Annotated in this window: 12 protein-coding genes; 5 read left to right on the top strand and 7 right to left on the bottom strand. The window is 69.7% G+C overall.

Annotation, left to right across the window (positions count from 1 at the left end):
• Positions 1-72 precede the first annotated feature (72 nt).
• Positions 73-711 (top strand): LysE family translocator, encoded by a 639-nt coding sequence (locus GWK16_RS24235; RefSeq protein WP_248291602.1) that lies wholly within the window; start codon positions 73-75, stop codon positions 709-711.
• Here GWK16_RS24235 and GWK16_RS24240 read toward each other — a convergent pair.
• Positions 683-1462 (bottom strand): hypothetical protein, encoded by a 780-nt coding sequence (locus tag GWK16_RS24240; protein ID WP_170056555.1) that lies wholly within the window; start codon positions 1460-1462, stop codon positions 683-685. The genes GWK16_RS24235 and GWK16_RS24240 overlap by 29 nt on opposite strands.
• A gap of 5 nt (positions 1463-1467) precedes the next feature.
• On the bottom strand, positions 1468-2160 hold the full coding sequence (locus GWK16_RS24245) for a response regulator transcription factor (RefSeq protein WP_170056556.1): 693 nt from the start codon (positions 2158-2160) through the stop codon (positions 1468-1470).
• A 111-nt stretch (positions 2161-2271) separates the two neighbouring features.
• Between GWK16_RS24245 and GWK16_RS24250 the strand changes: the two genes are divergently transcribed.
• Positions 2272-3711, top strand: a complete 1440-nt coding sequence (locus tag GWK16_RS24250) for a sensor histidine kinase (RefSeq protein ID WP_170056557.1) — start codon at positions 2272-2274, stop codon at positions 3709-3711.
• Between the two features lie 9 nt (positions 3712-3720).
• On the opposite strand, the gene GWK16_RS24255 is transcribed toward GWK16_RS24250, so the two are convergent.
• Positions 3721-5034, bottom strand: a complete 1314-nt coding sequence (locus GWK16_RS24255) for an efflux RND transporter periplasmic adaptor subunit (RefSeq protein ID WP_170056558.1) — start codon at positions 5032-5034, stop codon at positions 3721-3723.
• A gap of 246 nt (positions 5035-5280) precedes the next feature.
• On the opposite strand from GWK16_RS24255, the gene GWK16_RS24260 reads away from it, so the two are divergent.
• The 3 genes from GWK16_RS24260 to GWK16_RS24270 all read left to right on the top strand — a co-directional run bounded on the left by GWK16_RS24260 (position 5281) and on the right by GWK16_RS24270 (position 12392).
• The gene (locus GWK16_RS24260) at positions 5281-8415 is read left to right on the top strand and encodes a CusA/CzcA family heavy metal efflux RND transporter (protein WP_170056559.1); all 3135 of its coding nucleotides are present in this window, start codon (positions 5281-5283) and stop codon (positions 8413-8415) included.
• 20 nt (positions 8416-8435) lie between these two features.
• The gene (locus GWK16_RS24265) at positions 8436-9905 is read left to right on the top strand and encodes a TolC family protein (RefSeq protein WP_170056560.1); all 1470 of its coding nucleotides are present in this window, start codon (positions 8436-8438) and stop codon (positions 9903-9905) included.
• Positions 9906-10346: 441 nt separating this feature from the next.
• Entirely contained in the window at positions 10347-12392 is a 2046-nt protein-coding gene (locus GWK16_RS24270; RefSeq protein WP_170056561.1) for a type VI secretion system Vgr family protein, read from the top strand.
• A 21-nt stretch (positions 12393-12413) separates the two neighbouring features.
• On the opposite strand, the gene GWK16_RS24275 is transcribed toward GWK16_RS24270, so the two are convergent.
• The 4 genes from GWK16_RS24275 to GWK16_RS24290 are packed head-to-tail and all read right to left on the bottom strand — an operon-like array spanning position 12414 to position 18963.
• Positions 12414-13028 carry a hypothetical protein gene (locus tag GWK16_RS24275; RefSeq protein ID WP_170056562.1) on the bottom strand — a complete coding sequence of 205 codons (615 nt, stop codon included), beginning with the start codon at positions 13026-13028 and terminating at the stop codon, positions 12414-12416.
• A gap of 4 nt (positions 13029-13032) precedes the next feature.
• A complete protein-coding gene (locus tag GWK16_RS24280; protein WP_170056563.1) occupies positions 13033-16611 on the bottom strand; it encodes an RHS repeat domain-containing protein in 3579 nt (1192 codons plus the stop codon).
• Positions 16612-16618: 7 nt separating this feature from the next.
• A complete protein-coding gene (locus GWK16_RS24285) occupies positions 16619-17716 on the bottom strand; it encodes a PAAR domain-containing protein (RefSeq protein ID WP_170056564.1) in 1098 nt (365 codons plus the stop codon).
• 2 nt (positions 17717-17718) lie between these two features.
• Entirely contained in the window at positions 17719-18963 is a 1245-nt protein-coding gene (locus GWK16_RS24290) for a tetratricopeptide repeat protein (protein ID WP_170056565.1), read from the bottom strand.
• Positions 18964-19467: the final 504 nt, after the last annotated feature.

A 19467-nucleotide genomic window follows, 5' to 3' on the forward strand; every position in this document is an offset into this window, starting at 1 on the left:
CAGCTCTTCTGATGCATAGCATCAGGCCAATGCGTTGGACGAATGGCATCATGGGACGGCATCCGGTCGTCCATGATGCCCGTCGATCCGGATCTTCTTGCCGGCTATCTCCTGGCCTGCCTCGTGCTCATCGTGACGCCCGGGCCGGACATGGCCTTCGTGCTGGGGCAGACGCTGGCCGGCGGAGCCCGTCGCGGCTGGGCGGCGACAGCCGGCGTCTATGCCGGCGTCTGCATCCATATCGGCCTGGCGGCCGCCGGCGTGGCGGCCCTCGTGGCGGCCAGCCCGGTTCTGTTCACGACACTGCGGATTGCCGGCGCCGCCTACCTGGTCTGGCTGGGAACGCAGGCGCTACGCGCCGCGATGCGCCACGATCCCTCGGGACATCCTGTCGAAGCGACGCCGAGCCTGCTCGCCGCGTTCCGGCAGGGCTTCCTGACCAATCTCCTGAACCCGAAGGTGGGCCTCTTCTTCCTCGCCTTCGTGCCGCTGTTCGTGGATCCGGCACGCGGTCCGGCCTGGCTGCAGATGCTCATCCTGGGCCCGATGGCCCCCACGCTCGCGCTGCCCTTCTACGCGATGCTGATACCGGGCGCCGCCCACGTCGCCGGCCGGTTGCGGACGTCCTCCGCCGGCCGGTGGCTCGACGCCGCGGCTGGGGCGTTGTTCCTCGGCCTGGGCGTCAGGCTGCTGGCGGGATCGCTGGGCTGACCAGGAGATCCAGGCCCGCCCGCATCAGCCCGACCGGGTCCCGGCCCGGCCCGCCGCTCACCGTCGCGATATGGCTGCCCGGCAGGATCAGGTGCCGGGCGCCGGGGATGAGAGCGCTCGACACAGGGACCAGGCCGTCATTCGGCCCATGGCCGCGCTTTTCCATCCATTGCGCCGCGGCCAAATGCAGGCGTTCCCGGCCGCGGGCATGCCCATCGTCGAGCGCCGTGGCGAGGCACACCACCGGCAACGCCGCCAGGAGGCGGCTCACGCCCGCCGACGCCGCCGCCATCCAAAGCCGCCGCGCCCCGGTCGTCAGGTCGCGCAGGCCGTCGCCGGAGCCGATGCGCAGCAACCGCGCGAGGCCCCCCGCGGCAGCCTCCATCGGCCGAGCGGCAAGGACGGCGTCCGCAACCGGGCTTCCGAAGAACGGGGACTGCATCGCCAGCAACCCGAGGCACCGCGCCTGCGCCGCCGGGTCGATCAGCGCCGCCAGCGTTTCGAGCCCCCCCTTGCTGTGCGCCACGATCAGCGCCGGCCGCGGATCGTCCAGCAGCACCGCCCTCAACCGCGCCGCGTTGGCGGAGACGGATTCCGCTGTCCGCAGCGGCACGACGGACACATCCGCCCCCTGCCCGGCCAGCCAGTCCCGCAAGGGATGCATGTAGTCGAGCCCGAAGGGATGGAACGCGGCGACGAGCTCGCCCATCAGCCCATAGACGAGAAGGACGCGTTGACCGGCGAGGATCACGTCGGTCAGCCGCCGCCCTCCTGACCGTCCTCGGGCAGCGCCAATCGATACCCGAGCCCGCGCACGGTCTGGACCACGACCCCCGCCCCGGCCGCCGCCAGGCGGCTGCGCAACCGGTGCACGCAGACCTCGACGGCATTGGGCTGCAGCACGCGGTCGATCCCCGCCAGGCGACCTTCCAGCGTCTGCTTCGCCACGGGCCGCGGCACGCTGCGCAGCAGGGCCTCGAGCAGCGTGCGCTCCCGCGGCGGCGGATCGAACGGAGCGCCGCCAACCGACAGCGCCCGGCTGACCGGATCGAAGGACAGCGCGCCCAGGGTCAGCGGCGTCACGTCACGCGAGCCGCGCCGCTGCAACGCCTTCAGGCGAGACACGATCTCGGCCAGCGTCACCGGCTTCACCGCGTAGTCGTCGGCGCCCAGATCGAGACCCTGGCAGATCTCCTGCACCGTGCCCCGCGCCGTCATGATGAGCACGGGCGGGGCCCCCGGCCGGGTGCGCAGCTGGCGCACGAGGTCGAGCCCATCCCCGTCCGGCAATCCCCGATCCAGCAGCACGACGTCGTAGTCGCCGGTCATCGCGGCCGCCTCGGCTTCCTCGAGCGTCCCGACGCCCTCGGACTCCCAGCCCGCGCGCCGCAGCCCCTCCGCCAGGAGGTCACGGAGCCGCTCGCTGTCCTCGACGATCAGAACCCGCATGCGATCCCGTCTATCCCTGCATGCCCCGTCCGCGCATGACATCCCGGCCATGTGGCACGGCGCATCTTCGCAGACATACACGCCGGACCGGCCCAGGGGCTAGACTGCGTCATGCCCGCCGCCCGAACCACGGACGACCAACCGAGCCTGCTGCGGCAGCTCGCCGCCATCCATCTCTGCCTCGGGCTGATCGCGCTGGTCGTCGGCGCCATCGTGCTGCACCGGACGCTCACGGACGTCGTGTGGGACCAGCACCGGCGCAGCCTGCTCGCATCCGGGCAGGACGTGATGCAACGGCTGCGGCGGGAGGGCGTCGAGGGCCTGCGCCGCCCCCTGCCCGCCGAATCCAACCGCCGCTTCGATGCCGCCACCGGGTCGATGCGCTATGCGGTGCTGTCCCTCGGTGGGGAGGTCCTCGCGATCTCGCCCGGCGCGCAGGAGGTCCTGCCGAAGCGGGACGAAGGCCATCTCGCATCCTTCTTCCGCGAAGGCGCCGACGGTTCGAACGTGTGGGGCATCACCGAGCGCATCACCACCCCGCGCGGACCGGTCATCGTGCAGATCGCGCAGGACATGGATCGCTCCTACGTCGTCGTCGACGATATCGCCCCGGCTGCGCTGTGGCCCATCCTGACCGTCCTTGCGACCGGCTCCCTGATCCTGTTCGGGGCCAACGCGCTGCTTCTGATCCTGATGCTGCGCCCCATCCGCCGCGCGGCCGCCGAGGCCGCCCGCATCGGCCGCGGCGGGACGACGCGGCTGAGCGAATCAGGCCTGCCCGATGAGATCCGCCCGATGATCGCGGCGGTGAATGGCGGCCTCGACCGGCTCGACGAAGCCCTCACCTGGCAGCGCGCCTTCTCCGATGAAGTGGCGCACGAGCTGCGAACGCCATTGGCGATCATGCTGGCCGAACTCGAACTGCTCGATCCCGGCCCCGCGCGCGACCGGCTGCAGCGCGACATCGAAGGCCTGTCCCAGCTCGTGAGCGACCTGCTGGAGGCTGCGGAAGCGTCCCGGGAGTTGCCGGTCGGCGATTCCCCCTTCGATCTGGCCGAGCTCGCACGCGAAGCGGCCGCGCGTCTCAGCGCCATGGCCGAACGCAGCGGCCACCGGATTGTCTCCCCGCCGGCCGGCCCGCCACGCCTTGTCCGCGGCAACCGGGACGCCATCGGGCGCGCCCTGCGCAATCTGCTGGAGAACGCCCTGGCGCATTCCCCGCCCGGTGCGCCGGTCGACGTGCTGATGCCGGAGACAATGCCCGACGAAGTGGCGGTCGCGGTCGCGGATCACGGCCGCGGCGTGCCGCCGCCCGAACGCCAGAAGGTGTTCCGCCGCCACTGGCGCGCGGGGGACAGCCACCGGCCCGGCCTCGGGCTGGGTCTTTCGATCGTGGAGCGGGTGGTGCGGGCCCATGGCGGGCGCGTGGAGGTCGGCGACACGCCCGGCGGCGGCGCCCAGTTCACCATCACGCTGCCATCGGCAGCGCACCAGCCGACGCCGGAAGCACGGCAGCGGCAGGTCGCGGCGGCGTCCGGCGCCGCCGACTGAACGTGTCGATCAGTCCGCGGTCGCGGCGCGATCGACGAACAGGGCTCCGCCCGTCACGACCCGCGCACCCGGCGCGACGCCCTCGGTCACCTGCACGAGGTTCCCGTCGCGCAGGCCCGTGCGCACCGGCCGCAGGATGAAACGCGTGTCCTCGAGCGCCTCCCACACGGCGGCCTCGGCCCCGCGATAGATCAACGCCCCGGTCGGAATCGCCACCGAGCCCTGGCTGTCGCCGACCGCGATCCGGAACGACGCGAACATCTCGGGCTTCAGCACATGGTCCGGATCGGCGATCGCGGCGCGCACCGGCAGGCGCCGGGTCGAAGCGTCGAGCGCCGTCGCCACGTGTTCGATCCGCGCGGGAAAGCTGCGACCAGGCAGCGCATCGACGCTGACCTGCACCTGCTGCCCCACCCGCACCAGCGGCGCATCCAGTTCACGCACCGCGGCCACCAGCCAGACGTCCGACAGGTCGGCGATGGTGAAGACGGGGTCGGACCCGCCGGCATTCAGCCATTGGCCGGGGCCAATCCGGCGCTGAACCACGGTGCCGGCGAGCGGCGCGACGACCGGCACCACCGCATTGACGCGCCGGGTGCGCTCGATCTCCGCGATCGCATCGGCATCGCGGCCGAGCACCCGCAGCTTGTCGCGCGCCGCGGCCAGCGACGCCTCGGCGGTGCGCAGGTCGGCCTGGGCATTCTGGTGGTCGGCCTCGGCCTGCTCGACATCGCGCCGCGCAGCCGCACGCACGGTGAACAGCTCGCGCTGCCGCGCCTCGTTGCGACGGGTGAGCTCGAGCTGATTGCGCGCCCGCGCCAGTTGATCGCCGGCGGCCAGCAGATCGTTCGCCGCACCGGTAAGGTCCGTGGTCTCGATCTCGAACAGGACGTCGCCCGGCGCCACGGCCTGGCCGGGCTGGGCGACCACGCGCACCACCCGGCCGTTATAGGGCGGGTAGATCGGCGTGGAGCGATCCTCGTTGTAGGAAATCCGTCCTTCGGCAACACGCTCGGGGCGGAAGTCGCGCACCGCCACCGGCTCGACGCGCAGCATCCGCGCCTCGGCCGAGGAAAGGCGGAAGCTGCCGTCCGGCAGGCGTGCGCTGGTCGTCGCAGCCTCCGCCGGCGCGACGATCGCCGGCGCATGACCGTGCTTGAACCACGCGGCGCCGCCGCCCCCGGCGGCGATCGCGATGGCGATCGTACCCAGAAGCAGGGCGCGGCGCCGCGGCCGCGCCGCAACGGGCGCCGGAGCGATCTCCGTCGGGGTCATCGGCGTGGCTTCGACCTTCGGCGCCTCGGCCGGGGGAGCGATGTGCATCTGAGCCGAACCTTCCATGTCTCGGCCCGCGGATCGCGTCGGTAGCTGCGACACGATGCAAGCCGGGTCCGTGGCTTTCGGCAGCTTTGTCGCCCATGCCCCTTACGGCTGCCTTACGGCGATCCCGCCCCCGGCGGGCGCAGCCTTACAGGCGGCTTTCAGCGCGAAACGCCCCCTTGTCGGCATCGGGACGCGCATCCTAGTCCATGACGCCCGGTGCGCCGTTGCACCGTCGGAGTTGGTCCCGTGCAGCATATCGTTGCCTTCTCGCTCGAGCGCCGTCCGCTGGTGCTGCTGCTCTTTGCCGTCTTCCTCGTCGTCGGCGCCGTCGGCTTCCGATCGCTGAACATCGAGGCCTATCCCGACCCGGTGCCGCCGACGGTCGTGATCATCACGCAGAATCCCGGCCAGAATGCCGAGGAGATCGAGCGCACCATCACCATCCCGATCGAGGTGGCGATGTCCGGGCTGCCGAACCTGACGACGGTGCGTTCCACCTCGCTGTTCGGCCTGTCGGACGTGCGGGTGCAGTTCAACTTCAACTACACCTACGACGAAGCGGTGCAGCAGGTGCTGAATCGTCTCGGGCAGCTTGGCGAGTTGCCGGCGGGCGCGCAGCCGGGCATCTCCCCGGCCTCGCCGATCGGCGAGATCATGCGCTACCGCCTGGTTGGGCCGCCCGGCTTCGCGCTGGACGACCTCAAGACGTTGCAGGACTGGGTGCTCGACCGCCGGTTCAAGCGCGTGCCCGGCGTGATCGACGTGACCACCTTCGGCGGCCTGTCCAAGACCTATTCGGTCGAGGTGGATCTCGGCCGGATGCGCGCCCTCGGCCTCGAGCTACCCACCGTGATCGACCAGATCCGCCGCGCCTCCGTCAATGTCGGCGCGGGCACGATGAATCTCGGTCCGCAATCCGTGGTCGTGCAGGGCGTCGGCCTGATCCGCTCGCTCGACGACCTCCGTGCCGTCGTGCTGGGCAGCCAGAACGGCGTGCCGGTGCTGCTGTCGGACATCGCGACGGTACAGACGGGCAACCTGCCACGGCTCGGCATCGCGGGGCACGAGAACGACGACGACGTGGTGCTCGGCGTCGTGCTGATGCGGCGCGGCCAGCAGACCCTGCCCACCATCCACGGCGTCCAGGAGGCGGTCGCCGAGATCAACGGCGGCGGCGTACTGCCGCCCGGCGTGCGGCTGGTGCCGCTCTATGATCGCGAGGACCTGGTCGCCACCACGACCAAGAAGGTCGTGAAGAACATCATCGAGGGCGTGCTGCTGATCCTGGTGATCCAGTGGCTGTTCCTCGGCGACTTCCGCGGCGCGCTGGTCATCGCGGCGACGATTCCCTTCGCCTTCTTCTTCGCCGTCCTGATGATGCTCGGACGAGGCGAGAGCGCGAACCTGTTGTCCGTCGGCGCGCTCGACTTCGGCCTGCTGGTCGATGCGACCGTCATCATGGTGGAGAACATCTTCCGCCACCTCTCGCTCGCACGGAAGGCGCCAGGCGGACCGCATCCGGTGGCCAAGACCGTCCTGCGCGCGGCGAACGAGGTCGGGCCCGCCATCTTCTTCTCGGCGCTGATCATCCTCGCCGCCTTCATCCCGCTCTTCACCATGGGTGGCATCGAGGGCCGTATCTTCGGCCCCATGGCCAAGACCTATGCCTATGCGATCGGCGGCGCGCTGGTCGCGACCTTCACCATCACGCCTGCTCTCTCGGCCACACTGTTCAAGGCGGACACCGAGGAACGCGACACGCTGATCATGCGCTGGATACGTCGCGCCTTCGACGCGACCTTCGCGGCCGGCATGCGGCGGCGCCTCATCACCCTCGGCCTCGCAGCGATGATGGTGGTCTCCTCGATGGGTATCCTCACGCGGCTCGGCGCGGAGTTCCTCCCGACGCTCGAGGAAGGTTCGATCTGGCTGCGCGCGACCATGCCGAGCACCATCTCGCTCGAGGAAGGAAACCCCGTCGCCAACCGCATCCGCCGCGTGCTGATGGAGTTCCCCGAGGTCATCACCGTGACGTCCCAGCAGGGCCGCCCCGACGACGGCACCGACAGCGCCGGCTTCTTCAATGCCGAGTTCTTCGTCCCTCTCATTCCACAGGAACGTTGGACGACGTCGCATGACCGGGACGGGCTGGTGACCGCCGTGAACAACCGGCTGTCGCGCGAGTTTCCCGGCGTCGAGTTCTCCTTCTCCCAGACGATCTCGGACAACGTCCAGGAAGCGGCATCGGGCGTGAAGGGCGCGAATGCGGTGAAGGTCATCGGGCCCGATCCCGCCGTGGCGTCGCGCATCGCCGAGCAGATCCGGCGCGAGCTGGCGCAGGTCCAGGGTATCGCGGATCTCGGCGTGCTGCTCTCGGTCGGGCAGCAGACCATGTCCATCACCGTCGATCGTGCCCGTGCGGCGCGCCAGGGCCTCGCGGTCGGGGACGTCAACGCGGCCCTCGCCGCGGCGGTGGGCGGCCAGGAAGCCGGTCGCTTCTACGAACCCGGCGGCGACCGCAACTTCCCGATCATGGTGCGCCTGTCCCCGCAGTACCGCGACGGCATCGACGCCATCGGCCGCATTCCGGTCGGCGGCAACGCCACCCTCGCCGATGTGGCGCGGATCGAGCTGCTCTCCGGCCCGTCCTACATCTACCGCGAGAATTCCTCCCGCTACGTCCCCGTGCGCTTCTCGATCCGCGAACGCGACCCGGCGAGCGCGGTCACGGAGGCCCAGGAACGCGTCGCGCAGAACGTCCGGCTCCCGGATGGCTACCGCCTGGAATGGGTGGGCGAGTTCCGCAACCTGCAGCTTGCGGTCGCGAGGCTGACGGTCGTGGTACCGGTCGCGCTCGCCGTCATCGCCGTGCTGCTCTACATCGCCTTCGGTCGCCTGACGCAGACGCTGATGGTCTTCGCCATGCTGCCGCTGTCGATATCCGGCGGCGTGCTGGCGCTCGCGCTGGCAGGTCTGAACTTCTCGGTGCCGGCGGCGATCGGCTTCCTCGCCCTGCTCGGCATCACGGTGATGGAAGCGATCATCTTCCTCACCCACTTCCAGCACCTGCGGGACCATGAAGGCCTGGCCTGGGCGCGCGCCTTGACCCAGACCGGGACGGATCGCCTGCGCCCGGTGATGATGACCTGTTTCGCCTCCTTCTGCGGCCTGCTCCCGATGGCCATGGCGCACGGCATCGGCGCCGATGTGACGAAGCCTCTCGCCATCGTCGTCGTCGGCGGCATCGGTCTCGTCCCCCTGTTCATCCTTGTCGTGCTGCCCGCGGCCGTCGACCTCGTCATGCGCCCCAAGCGGGAAAACGAGGAGGACAGCCTCGAATCAGCCACGCGCAACCAATCCGAACCGCGCCCCGCGGAATGAACGCCCGGATGCCGACCGCCATGATCCGCCCGATCCTGATTGCCTTGGCCGTCACGGCCGCCATTGCGGATGCGCACGCGCAGACGGCCGTCATCACCCCCGCGCCGGTGACGACGGCTCCCGCCGCCGGACCGGCCGTAGCCGCGCCCGAGGCCTCGGCCGCGCAGGCACAGCTGCCCATATCCCTCCCGAGCCTCACGCTCGCGGAAGCCGAAGCGTTGCTGCTGGAACGCAATCTTGTCCTGGTCGCAGCGCGACGCGGCGTGGATGCGGCGCGGGCACAGGTCCTGGTGGCCGATACCTCCCCGCCGCCCACGATCGGCTATCAGCAGCAGGTGGGCGGCTGGAGCGAGTCGGCCCGCTTCCGGGGCTACAACGGGGCGCGCGGCACCTCGCCGCTGAGCAACGGCACGGCCACGCTGACGGTCACGATCGAACGTGGCGGCAAGCGCGAGCTCCGCACACGCCTCGCGCAGGAGAACGTCTCGGTCGCCGAGGCGCAGGTGCTCGATACCTTGCGGGGGCAGATCTTCCAGCTGCGCCAGGCCTTCATCGGTGGGCTGGAGGCCCGCGCCAATCTCGGTGTGGCGCTGGCGAACCGGCGCGCCCTCGACAACACCGAGGGGCTGCTGCGGCGCCAGGTGCAGGAAGGCCAGATCCCGGAATCGGACCTGCTGCGCTTCCAGGCGAGCCGCCTGCCATTCGAACAGGACCTCGCCAACGCCGCGCAGGCCTATGCGGCTGCGGCGGCGCAGGTCGCGGCCATCCTCGGGAGCAACGCGACGGCGATCCGGACCCTGTCGGGAGCGGCAGCCCGGGATCCGGTCGCGATCGTGCTGGCGCCGGTACCGTTCGACCTGCGCGGGCGCATCGAGACGGTCCCGCCGGCACCGCCAGCGCGTGAACAGCTTGCGGAGGCGGTCGCCGGACGTCCCGACGTGGTCGCCGCCCTGCGCAACGCCGCGGCGGCGGAGGCCAATACGCGGCTGGCGGAAGCCGCGCGGTCGCGGGACCTGACGGTGACCGGCTCGGCGTCGCGCAGCGAGCTGTCGCAGGATCTCCCTGGCGGCAGTCGATCCTTCGCCGCCGGTTCCGTCTCCCTGGGCGTGTCCATCCCGCTGTTCACCAGCCGCCTGGTCGAGGGCGGCGTTGCCTCTGCGACGGCGCAGCAGGGCCAGGCCCGCGCCCTGGCGCAGGCGGCGCTGGCGCAGGCCCAGGCGGACGTGGCCGGTGCCTGGGCCTCGTACATCCAGGCGCGCCAGCTCCTCACGTTGACGACCGCCCAGGCGCTGCGGCGGGCCGAGGAGGCGTACCAGTCGACCGAGGCCGCCTACCGCGCCGGTGGGCGGACGCTGCTCGACGTCCTGGACGCGCTGCGGACGTTGAACGCCACGCGCGTCGCGGCGAATGGCGCGCGGGCCCAGATGCTCCGGGCACTGGCTGGCCTCGAGCAGGCGAGCGGTGTTGGCGGAATCTCGCCGCGGCTTTGAATATCTGACCGCCGCATATGCTTGGCGTGGCGACGCCTAGGGTCCGGATCGACTCTGGGCGATCAGTGCAGCTGGTCCAGCGATGAGCAAAGGCGGCGAGTCACCGATACGGGCCATGTACGCGACGCCATGACACATGGCCCGATGCCGCGCGCGGTCACCGCTGACCCAGCCGGCGCCTTCGTCCCGCTGATTGTTCGATCGCCGTCGTCCTTGGATCCTGGTCATGGACCCGATTGACGATGGCAGTTCTCCCTCCGTCCCGACCGCCCACTGCCAACCGCTGCCGTGTCATCCGCGGCCGGGCGGTCGCGACAGCGCAGACAGGCGACCGCCCATTTTCACGTTGGATCAAGGCGGCACGAGTCGGTAACTATCTCGCCTCCTCAAGATCTGCGCTGAGGGCGGCACCCCCGTCGCGTCGAGTGCAGGAGCGAACGAATGGCCTACGACCAGACGAATCGCATACTCCGCATCGATACGGACCTCGGGCGAGACGCCGCCGTGCTGACCGAGCTCGTCGGGCACGACAGCATCTCCAAACCTTTCCTGTTCAAGATCCGCTTCGCGACTGCGGCTGAAGACGACCAGGTCCGAAAGCTCCTCGGCACGAACGTCGCGCTCTGGTTCGGGCAGCCCGGCGACCCTGCCGACGGACCGACGGGCGGCGAGCGGCGGGTCGTCCACGGCCGATTTCGACGGCTCGTCATGTCCGCCACGTCGCGAGCCGGCGAGCGGGAATGGCAGGCCGAGGTGGTACCGCAGATCTGGTTTCTCTCGAGCACCAGCGATCTCCGCATCTTTCAGGAGAAGACCGTCGTTGAGATCATCGAAGAGATCCTCAAGATCCATCACGTTGAGAATTTCTCCATAAAGACCCTCGAAAACTACCCAAAGATCGGATACTGCGTTCAGTATAGAGAGTCGGCGCTCGATTTCATTTGCCGACTCATGGAACAGTACGGTCTTTTCTTTTGGCATGAGCATGAGATCGGGCGGCATACGCTGATGATCTCGGATCACAACAGCACAACCTTTCCTGCTCCCTTCCCCGAACTGGAAGTGCGTTCATCCCTTCACCGCTACGGGATCACGGAGCTCGAAGACGAATTCAACGTGGGTTCGGGCACCTGGACCATGCGTGACTTCAACTTCGAGACGCCCTCGAACGATCTCGAGGTGACGGACCCGACTCACGTCGACGTCGCGGAAACAAAGAAGCGTGAGCTCTACGACTATCCGGGCCTCTATCCCGACAAGGGTGCGGGCAAGGCTCTGGCGCGCGTCCAGATCCAGGCCGAGGAGGTGCTCTACAGCCGCCGGCGGGGCGAAGGCGTGATTTCGGGGATGGATGCCGGCATGCGGGTCCGGATCGCCCCGCCGCCGACCAACACGGCGGCCGAGAAGGAGTATCTCCTGACCGAGGTTCGGCACGAAGCGAAGGACTACAGCCACTGGACCACGGACCGCTGGTCGGGCCGTGACCCCGAGGAGCCCTTCTACCGCAACGCCTTCAGCTGCATCCCGAACAAGGTCCCATTCAGGTCGCAACGACGCACGCCCAAGCCGTTCGTCCACGGCCCGCAGACCGCGATCGTCACCGGCCCGAAGGGCGAGGAGATCTACACGGACAAGTACGCGCGCGTGAAAGTGCAGTTTCACTGGGATCGCCTTGGACGGAAGGACGAGCGCAGCTCGTGCTGGGTACGCGTAAGCCAGTCCTGGGCGGGATCAGGCTACGGCTTCATCCAGATCCCTCGGATAGGGCAGGAGGTGATCGTCGACTTCCTCGAGGGCGATCCCGACCGTCCGATCATCACGGGGCGTGTCTACAACGCCGAACAGATGCCGCCGCACGGGCTGCCGGGCGCGGCGGTCAAGTCAGGCCTCAAGAGCAATTCGACCAAGGGCGGCGGCGGATCGAACGAGCTGACCTTCGACGACACCAAGGGGAAGGAGCAGACCTACTTCCATTCCCAGTACAACCACGTCGGCGTGATCCAGAACGATGAGACCCGCACGATCGTGAAGGGCAACCGCTCGATCACCGTGCAGACCGGCACGCACACCGAGACGATCAAGGGCGACACCAAGATCACGGTGGTGACCGGCGCCTACACGCACGGCGTCGCCACCAAGACCGCGACGCGGCTGTCGAAGCAGAAAAGCACGCTCGCCTCGACCGACGCCGACGTGCTGATCACGGCCAAGACGCAGATCAAGCTGCATGTCGGCGACAGCAGCATCACCATGCTCGCCGACGGCACGATCACGATCCATGGCAAGAACATCTCGATCCTGGGCGACGATTCGGTCACCGTCTCCTCCAAGAAGGTCCAGATCACCGGCAGCGAGGAAGCGAAGATCGGCGTCGGCGCGCAGAGCACCGTCTACGACAAGCAGAAGGTCGGGACGTCGGGCGCTGCGATCAACTCGGCGGCCGTCGGGCAGCACGAGATCACCGGGGCGATCGTCAAGATCAACTGAGCCGCCGCGCAGGCGCGGCGGTCAGTCCTCGTCGACCGAGGAATCCGTCAGCTGGCCCGACGCGTAGATGCGCGTCAGCGCCCCGCGGGGCCAGTCGGGAATGTCGCGGAACAGGTCGCGCGTGATGGGCGGTGCGGCGCCGCGGAGCCTTTCGAGCGCGGCGTCGATCACCGCGACCTCCTCGCGCCGCGACGCCATCGCGTCCTCGTATATCGTGCCGATCAGGACCGCCGGTCCGTCGAGCGCGCCGACCACGAAGTCCGCCGTCGCGGATCCGGGGTCCTCGAGGAAGCGCATGCCTTTCGCGAGCACGCGCGCGGCCGAGACGAGGGTGATATCGCGCGCATAGACCACCGCCTCGCCACTCGCATGGGGGCGTTCGTACTGCGCGACATGGTCGCGCACCAGCGCGACGCGGGCCTTGTCGGTCGGCGCGGTGCCCGAGGCAGCCGACCACAGCAGCTCGACGCCTTCGCGCAACAGCGGTTGGTTCTCGAGCTGCGCGGCCGCGGCGGGATGCCGCCGCGCCTCGGCCAGGCAGCGCTCGGCGCAGAACGCGACATAGGCGATGCGCGCCTCGTAGCTGAAATCCGCGAGCATCGCCTCGCGGTCGCGTGTGGTGATCCTGCGTGCCATGGGCCTACCAATGGTCTCCATGCTGCCCGGGCTTGCGGCCGAAGTCGGACACATTGTCCGAATCGCCGCCCCATCCCCCGGTGCCGTTCTTCTTCGCCGGCGTCTGGATCGCTGTGCTACAGCCTTCGCAACATGGGCGCGTCGGCGCGATGAAGGCAACCCCCTCGGCGTCCTTGTCGCAGTCGACCGCGCGTAGCCCGCGCTGCTCGGCGTGCTTGTGGGTGGACGGGTCCGTCTCGCCGTCGGGCCTGGTGCGCGGAAAGCGCCAGTCGTCCTGGTCCTTGCCCACCGGCGGCGGCCTGTCGTCACCATGGCCGACGACCCGTATGCCGTCGAACTCGTCGAGCACGCGCTGCGGCATCCGGGCAGGGTTGACGTTGCCGGTGACGACGACCTCGTAGGTCCCGTCCTTGCGCTTGACCACCATCGTCGCGAGCGTGACGCCGGCGGCGTTCAGCGGATGCACCTCGCCCTTGTCCACGGCCTCCTGGAGCGCCTTGCGCATGTTGTCGGCCACTTCCTCGGCCTCGCGCTTCGCCTTCTGGAACTTCTTGTCCTTCTCATCAGCCTCGACCATCGCCTTCTTCGGGCACGGCGCGAGGCCGTCGACGTCAACCATGTCGAGCGGCCGCGCCGGATAGCCGTAGAGGTTGACGCCGCCTTCGATATCGCGCGGATCGACCTGGATGTAGCGTCCGAGAACCGGGCTGTAATACCGATGGCGGTTGTAGTGGAGCCCGGTCTCCTCGTCGAAGTAGTGGCCTGGCCAGCGGAGGTTGAGCGAGACCTGCGCGTTGGCCGTGACCTTCGTCGCGCCATAGGGCTCGTGCTCCGCCCGCCACAGGACGCGGCCCTCTCCATCCTCGACGAGCACCGGGCACGACACCTGGTTCGTGAAGACGTGGCGCATCACGCCGGTCGCCGGATCCGCCTCGGCGCTGGCATAATCGACGAAGGCGAAGGGGCTCATCGCGTCGCCGTCGGCGTATACGTAGATGCGCAGCGCCCCACTCGGCGCGATCTCGGCCGCCAATCTCTCGCCGTCCCAGACGAATTCGGTGCGGCCCTGCCCCGAGGTCTTGGCGAGCCGCCGCCCAAGGCCGTCATACTCGAATGCGACGCGTCCGGCCGGCGTCTCGCATTCGACGAGCCGGTCCTCGGCGTCGTATCGGTAGCGCCGCACAGGCGCATCGTCCCATTCGGCGATCACCGCGTCGCGTGCGTTGTAGGTCAGGCGCCGGCCGTTCGCGCTCACCAGGCGGTTGCCCGAATGCGTCGCGCCGCTCAGGGACGGCGCCGCAAGCAGGTTCCCCGCGGCGTCGTACGCGAAATGCTGCGTCTCCCCCCGCGCCCTCTGCGCGCCGACCAACCGGTGCGCCGCGTCGTAGCGGTAGCTGGTGGCCCCGGCGAGCGAATCCGTCTCGGTCAGCAACGTACCCACGGCCGAGTAGCGGTAGCTGCGCGACCAAACGGCATAGGATTCCGAGCCCCGGAAACGCACCTTGGCCCGGCAGCGTCCGTTCCAGTCGTATTGCACCACTTCCTTCACGCCGGTCGCGCGCTCGAGCAGGAAGACACCGCCGTCGAGCTGCCGCACCGCGTGGCGACCGCCCATCGGATCCATGATCGACCAGCCCCCGCTGTCGTCATCCCGCCTGTACTGGATCGTGTAGCGGCCGAGCACGGTGATCTCGGCCAGCAACAGCCCCTCATGGACGCGCTCGACGCTGCGCCCGCCCTGGGTGTCGCGCACACGATGGCCGACCTTGTCGTAGGCGAAGGCGACCGCGGCCCCCTCATCCGACGTCACCGCCAATAATCGGCCGCGGTCGTCGTAGGCGCAGCGCCGTTCCGGCGCGCCCTGCGGCGCGACAAGCAGCGGCCGGCCATGCGGACCGGGAAGGAAGGCCACGCGCTCCTCTGCCTCCGGCCCGCCCGCCGCGACGATGCCGGCGGAGAGATCGTGGCGGAACCGGTCGCGCGGCTTCCCGTCGCGTGCGCGGGTGACCATCCGATCCTTGAGGTCGAAGCCGCGCTCGGTGCGCGTGCCGCCCGGATCCTCCACGCTCACGAGTTGTTCCGTCGGACCGTAGCCGAAGCTCGTCGCACCCCCGAGCGGATCGGTCTCCCGCACCAGAAGATTCCAGGATGCGTAGTCGTAGCGCCATTCGGAACCGGCATGGTCGACGTAGCGCACGGCATTGCCGTTGCCGTCGTATTGCCAGCGGCATCGCGACCCATCCGGCTGCTCATTGCCCAGGACCAGCCCGAAGGCATCACGCAGCACCCGCCCCGCATGCGCCGGCCGGGCCATCGGCTTCTTCGGCATCGGGTGGTCGGGCCGTGCCGGGATGGCCTCCGCGACGAAGCGGGGCGGCACCGGGCCGGGCCCCGCCGCCTCCCGTGGCACGCTCCCGCCCTCCGCGAATTGCAGCGCCGCGAGCGCGGCCCCCGGGAGGCTCACGCCCCATGCCCTGTAGGCATCGCGGGCCGGAAGGCGAATGGCCGCGTGGTCGCGCCGCGCGCCGAATCCGTCCCAGCCGATCGGCTCGCGCGGATAGGCGAGTTCCCCGGCCGGCACGAACCACGGGTCGCCGATCGGCAGCGCCATGCCATCCGGCGGTCCGTAGGGCGAAGCGACGAAGCCGGTCTCTGCGTCGACCACGGTGCGAAGCACTTCGCCTTCCGGCCCGGTCTCCTGCACCAGAGCCCCGTCGGGCCCGTAGTCGCGCCGCGTCACGCCGCCATAGGGGTCGACGATCCGGATCACGCGCCGGTCGAGATGGTGATAGGCCCAGGCACCGCCATCGGCCCGCGTCACCACCGTGTGCCGGTCGTCGGTGTGGAAGCGGAGCCCGACCGCCTGCAACCCGTCCTCGCCGGCCGACCAGGCGCAGCGCCCGACGCGGTCGTACTGCATGGCGAAGCCGTAGCCGTTGCGGTCCCGCCGCCCGGTCATGCGGTTCAGCGCGTCGTAGGCGAAGGCCTCGGCATTGCCGCGCGCATCGGTCACGCGCACGAGGTTGCCGGCCCCGTCGTATTCGCCGCGCCAGACGGCGCGCGGCGCGCTGCCGTCGTTGCTCCAGTCGATGCCGACGATGCGGCCGCCCGCATCCGAATGCAGCAGCAGCGGCGGCTCATTGCCGAATGTGAGCGCCGCCCATTGCCCGCTCTCGTCGTAGTGCAGCTGCTGGAAAGCTGCGCCACGATACACGCGCGTCAGCCGCGCAGGCCGCTCGGGATGCGTGAACTCGAACTCGACCGCCGGCTCACCGCTCGCCTTGACCCGGTAGGCGGCGCGCCCGACCTGGCGAAGCTGCGCCGCGGGCGAGGCACTCACGCGCGCCGCGCCCCCCGGCAGCCCGAAGCCATGCCGCACCCCCGCCGGCGTGACGTAGGTCAGCCCGTCGAGGTCGAATTCCAGCCGATGATCGTAAGAATGCGTGTGCCCCCAGCCGAGCGGCAGCGCCGCCGTCACGCGTGACGAATCGTAGTACCGCCGCCACACGAAGGGCACGTCCCATTCGATCCGAAGGTCGAGTGCGACGTCGAACAGAGCACCGGTAACGACGTTGACCGGCATGGCCGCCTCAGCCGGGACAGGATCCGGTGCCCTCGCCGTCCTGGTCGACCGGCTTCGGCGCCGCCTTGTAGCGCTTCAGCCTGTTGAGCAGCGCAGACACTGGATCGGGGATGTTGATCATCGGGAAGCCGCCGATGAGAACGGTCGCATGGCTCGGGTCGATGATCGCGCCCATGCTGCCGGTCGGCGGCAGCGTCGGGTCCTTCCACATCGTCGCCTCCACCGCCGCTTTCGCCTGGTCCATGGCGAGCTGGGCCGCCTCCATCGCCGCGGCGAGTCCCTTCGCGGCCGCCATTGCGGCGTCGTCCTCCACGGCGGCCTCGGCTACGTTCGCGGCGGCGCCGAGCACCCCGGCGGCAATGCCCGCGACATGCATCGCGCGGGAGGCGACATCGGCGGCCTTGCCGATCGCAGCCATGACCTTGCCGGCCGGGATGGGCGGCGGGTCGGGGATGTTCTTGCAGGCGACGCAGATGTCGCCAAAGCGTGCCGCGCGCGACCCGCCAATGAAGACGTTGGACGACCCGGTCTTGATCTTGAACCAGGCCGGCGGGATGCCCATGCAGGTCGGCGCGAGACCGATGTCGTCGCAGCGCGCGGCCGGCATCGAGTTGATCAGCACGCGCGGCGTCACGCCGAGCAGCACGGCTCCCATGCTCGGGCAGGGGGTCGGCGGCACGGGCGGCGGGCCGCTTGGCGGATGCGTCGGATGGGCGTGCGGCGTGCCGAGGTACATCGAGCCCAGCGTCGCCGCAGGCAGGCTCGGCATGATGGCGGCAAGCGGCGCCGTGAGGTCGGCGAACGCGACGTCGAGCGCGCTCTTGACGCTGCCGAGCGCACCCATCACCGCACCGACAGTCGCCTGCGCCGCGCGGATCACGCGCGCCGTCTTCTCGCCTGCGGTGGGGGGGCGCTCGTCCTTCTCGCCCTTGTGGACCGGCGCGTTGATGCCCTTCCAGGCATCCGCGGCATCGTGCGCGGCCTTCGCCTGCTGGCCGAAGACCGCCGCTACGTCGTCCTTGGTCCTGCCCGCTCTGTCGATGCCCTTGTTGACTTCGGCGATGCGCCGGTCGGCGGCGGCCCGGAGGCTGTCGGGAATGGCCATCGTCACAACGGCCCAGTGTGGCCGAGATCGACGAGCTGCGCGTGCCGCTCCCGCGCTGCCTCGACCTGGCCGCTGTCGCGGTAGTGCCGGAACAGCCGAAGGACCAGCCCGCGGCAGGCTGCGACGTCCTGCATCTGGGCGGCGAGGACCGAGCCATCGGTCCAGCTGCTCTCCGCCTCCTCGTAGCGGCGCTGCGCGTGCTGGCAGACACCGCGCAATTCCAGCGCCTGGATGCGCATCGCCACGCTGCGTGCCGGGATCGCCAGCTGCTGCGCCATGTCGAACCAGGCCTCGGCCTCAGCGTAGCGGTCCTCCTTCAACCGCAGCCTGCCGATGCCCATGGTGAGGTTGAGGAAGAGCGGCACCGGCGGATGCGGCTCCTGTCCGGCAATCGCCAACGCGCGCTCGTAGCAGTCGCCGGCCTGCGCATCGTCACCCAGCGCCTCCGCGGCGTCCGCCATGCCGTTGAGCGCCACCGCAGCCATCGCCGTGTTGCCCACCGCGGCATGGTAGTCGTTGAGGAAGCCGTACTTCTCGAAGGCATCGCGGTGCCGGTGCATGGCCTGATCCGCCCCGGCCAGGATCATCAGGGAGCCCATCCGCTCGTCGACGGGCAAGGATTCGTCATCGACGTTCGCACCGAGATGCCGCGCCACCGCATCGGGCCCGAGGTCGGGCCGGAAGGCGCGCACCCGCGGCTGGGCGGCCAGGGCCGCAGCCGCGGGGTTCGCCGGATCGACGCGGATGATGAAGCGCAAGCGCTGGCACCAGGGATCCGGGAGCTCGTGCTGCAGGAGGCGCGCGACCATGTCGCAGAATGAGACCTCGTCGCTGACCTCAAGCGGATGAAGGATCCAAACCGAGGCGCCGAAGCTGGTGTCCGGCAGCAGCTCGCGCGAGAAGGCACAGACCAGCCGCAAGCGCTCCACGGGCGGCAGGTTCGGGTCCCGCAGCGCGGCGGGAGGAGGGCTCCAGGAGGCAATGCCTTCCCTGGCGGCCGACAGCCGGACCGCTTCCTCCCGCGTCAGGAAGGTATCGACGAGCGTGTCGACATAGGCCGCCAGGTCGTTGAAGGGCTCGGTGACCAGCCAGAACTGGTCCGCCAGGGACTGCGCCTCGACATCCTCGAGTGCCGTCAGGATCGGCAGGGCATCCTCCGATCCGGATAGCAGCAGCATGCCGACATCCGACCTCTGCGCCACGAAGGAGCGCAACTCCTGGATTACGGCATCCAGCAATGCCTGCATGCTTCAATCCTGTTGAAGCCGCCGCTTCGTCGGCCGCGGGCGCGATCGGTTTCGGAACATGCCCATCATGCAGCCAAGCAGCCCAAGCTGCCTACTTCGAAATCAGCGTGGCGCGGAGCCATAGCGAGACTCGCGGGTCATGGATGGTGCCCGGAAACAGGTCTGCTCGGCGGAGTCCGGACGTCGCGAGCAGGCCGGTTTGGGTCGCTCGTATGGCAACCTCCTCGGGCGGCAGGCGTCGAAAGAGGACGCCCCGGACGGGGTGCTCGGCGTCCCAGGGCCGACCCTGGCGCTGGGGAGGCGCGCGCATTCACCGAACGGGTCGAGGTCCATCCCACCGACGGAGCCCCGCGCCCTCCCCCCCCCGGAGCTGATTGGCGAGCTGACGGCGATGCTGCGTGCGGCGGGCGTGTGTGGTGAGGGCGGCCCTCGGACATCAAAAAGCCCACTGGCGGCTGCCAATGGGCTTGATGTGTTCTTGGGTACGCGATCGTTGGATGCGGG

It is taken from the genome of Neoroseomonas marina (genome assembly GCF_012927745.1).
Lineage (GTDB): Bacteria > Pseudomonadota > Alphaproteobacteria > Acetobacterales > Acetobacteraceae > Neoroseomonas > Neoroseomonas marina.

What these genes read in the sequence shown, in the direction of transcription:
- GWK16_RS24235 (WP_248291602.1), top strand. Translation starts at nt 73, where the DNA reads ATGATGCCCGTCGATCCGGATCTTCTTGCCGGCTATCTCCTGGCCTGC.
- GWK16_RS24245 (WP_170056556.1), bottom strand. Translation starts at nt 2,160, where the DNA reads ATGCGGGTTCTGATCGTCGAGGACAGCGAGCGGCTCCGTGACCTCCTG.
- GWK16_RS24250 (WP_170056557.1), top strand. Translation starts at nt 2,272, where the DNA reads ATGCCCGCCGCCCGAACCACGGACGACCAACCGAGCCTGCTGCGGCAG.
- GWK16_RS24255 (WP_170056558.1), bottom strand. Translation starts at nt 5,034, where the DNA reads ATGCACATCGCTCCCCCGGCCGAGGCGCCGAAGGTCGAAGCCACGCCG.
- GWK16_RS24265 (WP_170056560.1), top strand. Translation starts at nt 8,436, where the DNA reads ATGATCCGCCCGATCCTGATTGCCTTGGCCGTCACGGCCGCCATTGCG.
- GWK16_RS24270 (WP_170056561.1), top strand. Translation starts at nt 10,347, where the DNA reads ATGGCCTACGACCAGACGAATCGCATACTCCGCATCGATACGGACCTC.
- GWK16_RS24275 (WP_170056562.1), bottom strand. Translation starts at nt 13,028, where the DNA reads ATGGCACGCAGGATCACCACACGCGACCGCGAGGCGATGCTCGCGGAT.
- GWK16_RS24280 (WP_170056563.1), bottom strand. Translation starts at nt 16,611, where the DNA reads ATGCCGGTCAACGTCGTTACCGGTGCTCTGTTCGACGTCGCACTCGAC.
- GWK16_RS24285 (WP_170056564.1), bottom strand. Translation starts at nt 17,716, where the DNA reads ATGGCCATTCCCGACAGCCTCCGGGCCGCCGCCGACCGGCGCATCGCC.
- GWK16_RS24290 (WP_170056565.1), bottom strand. Translation starts at nt 18,963, where the DNA reads ATGCAGGCATTGCTGGATGCCGTAATCCAGGAGTTGCGCTCCTTCGTG.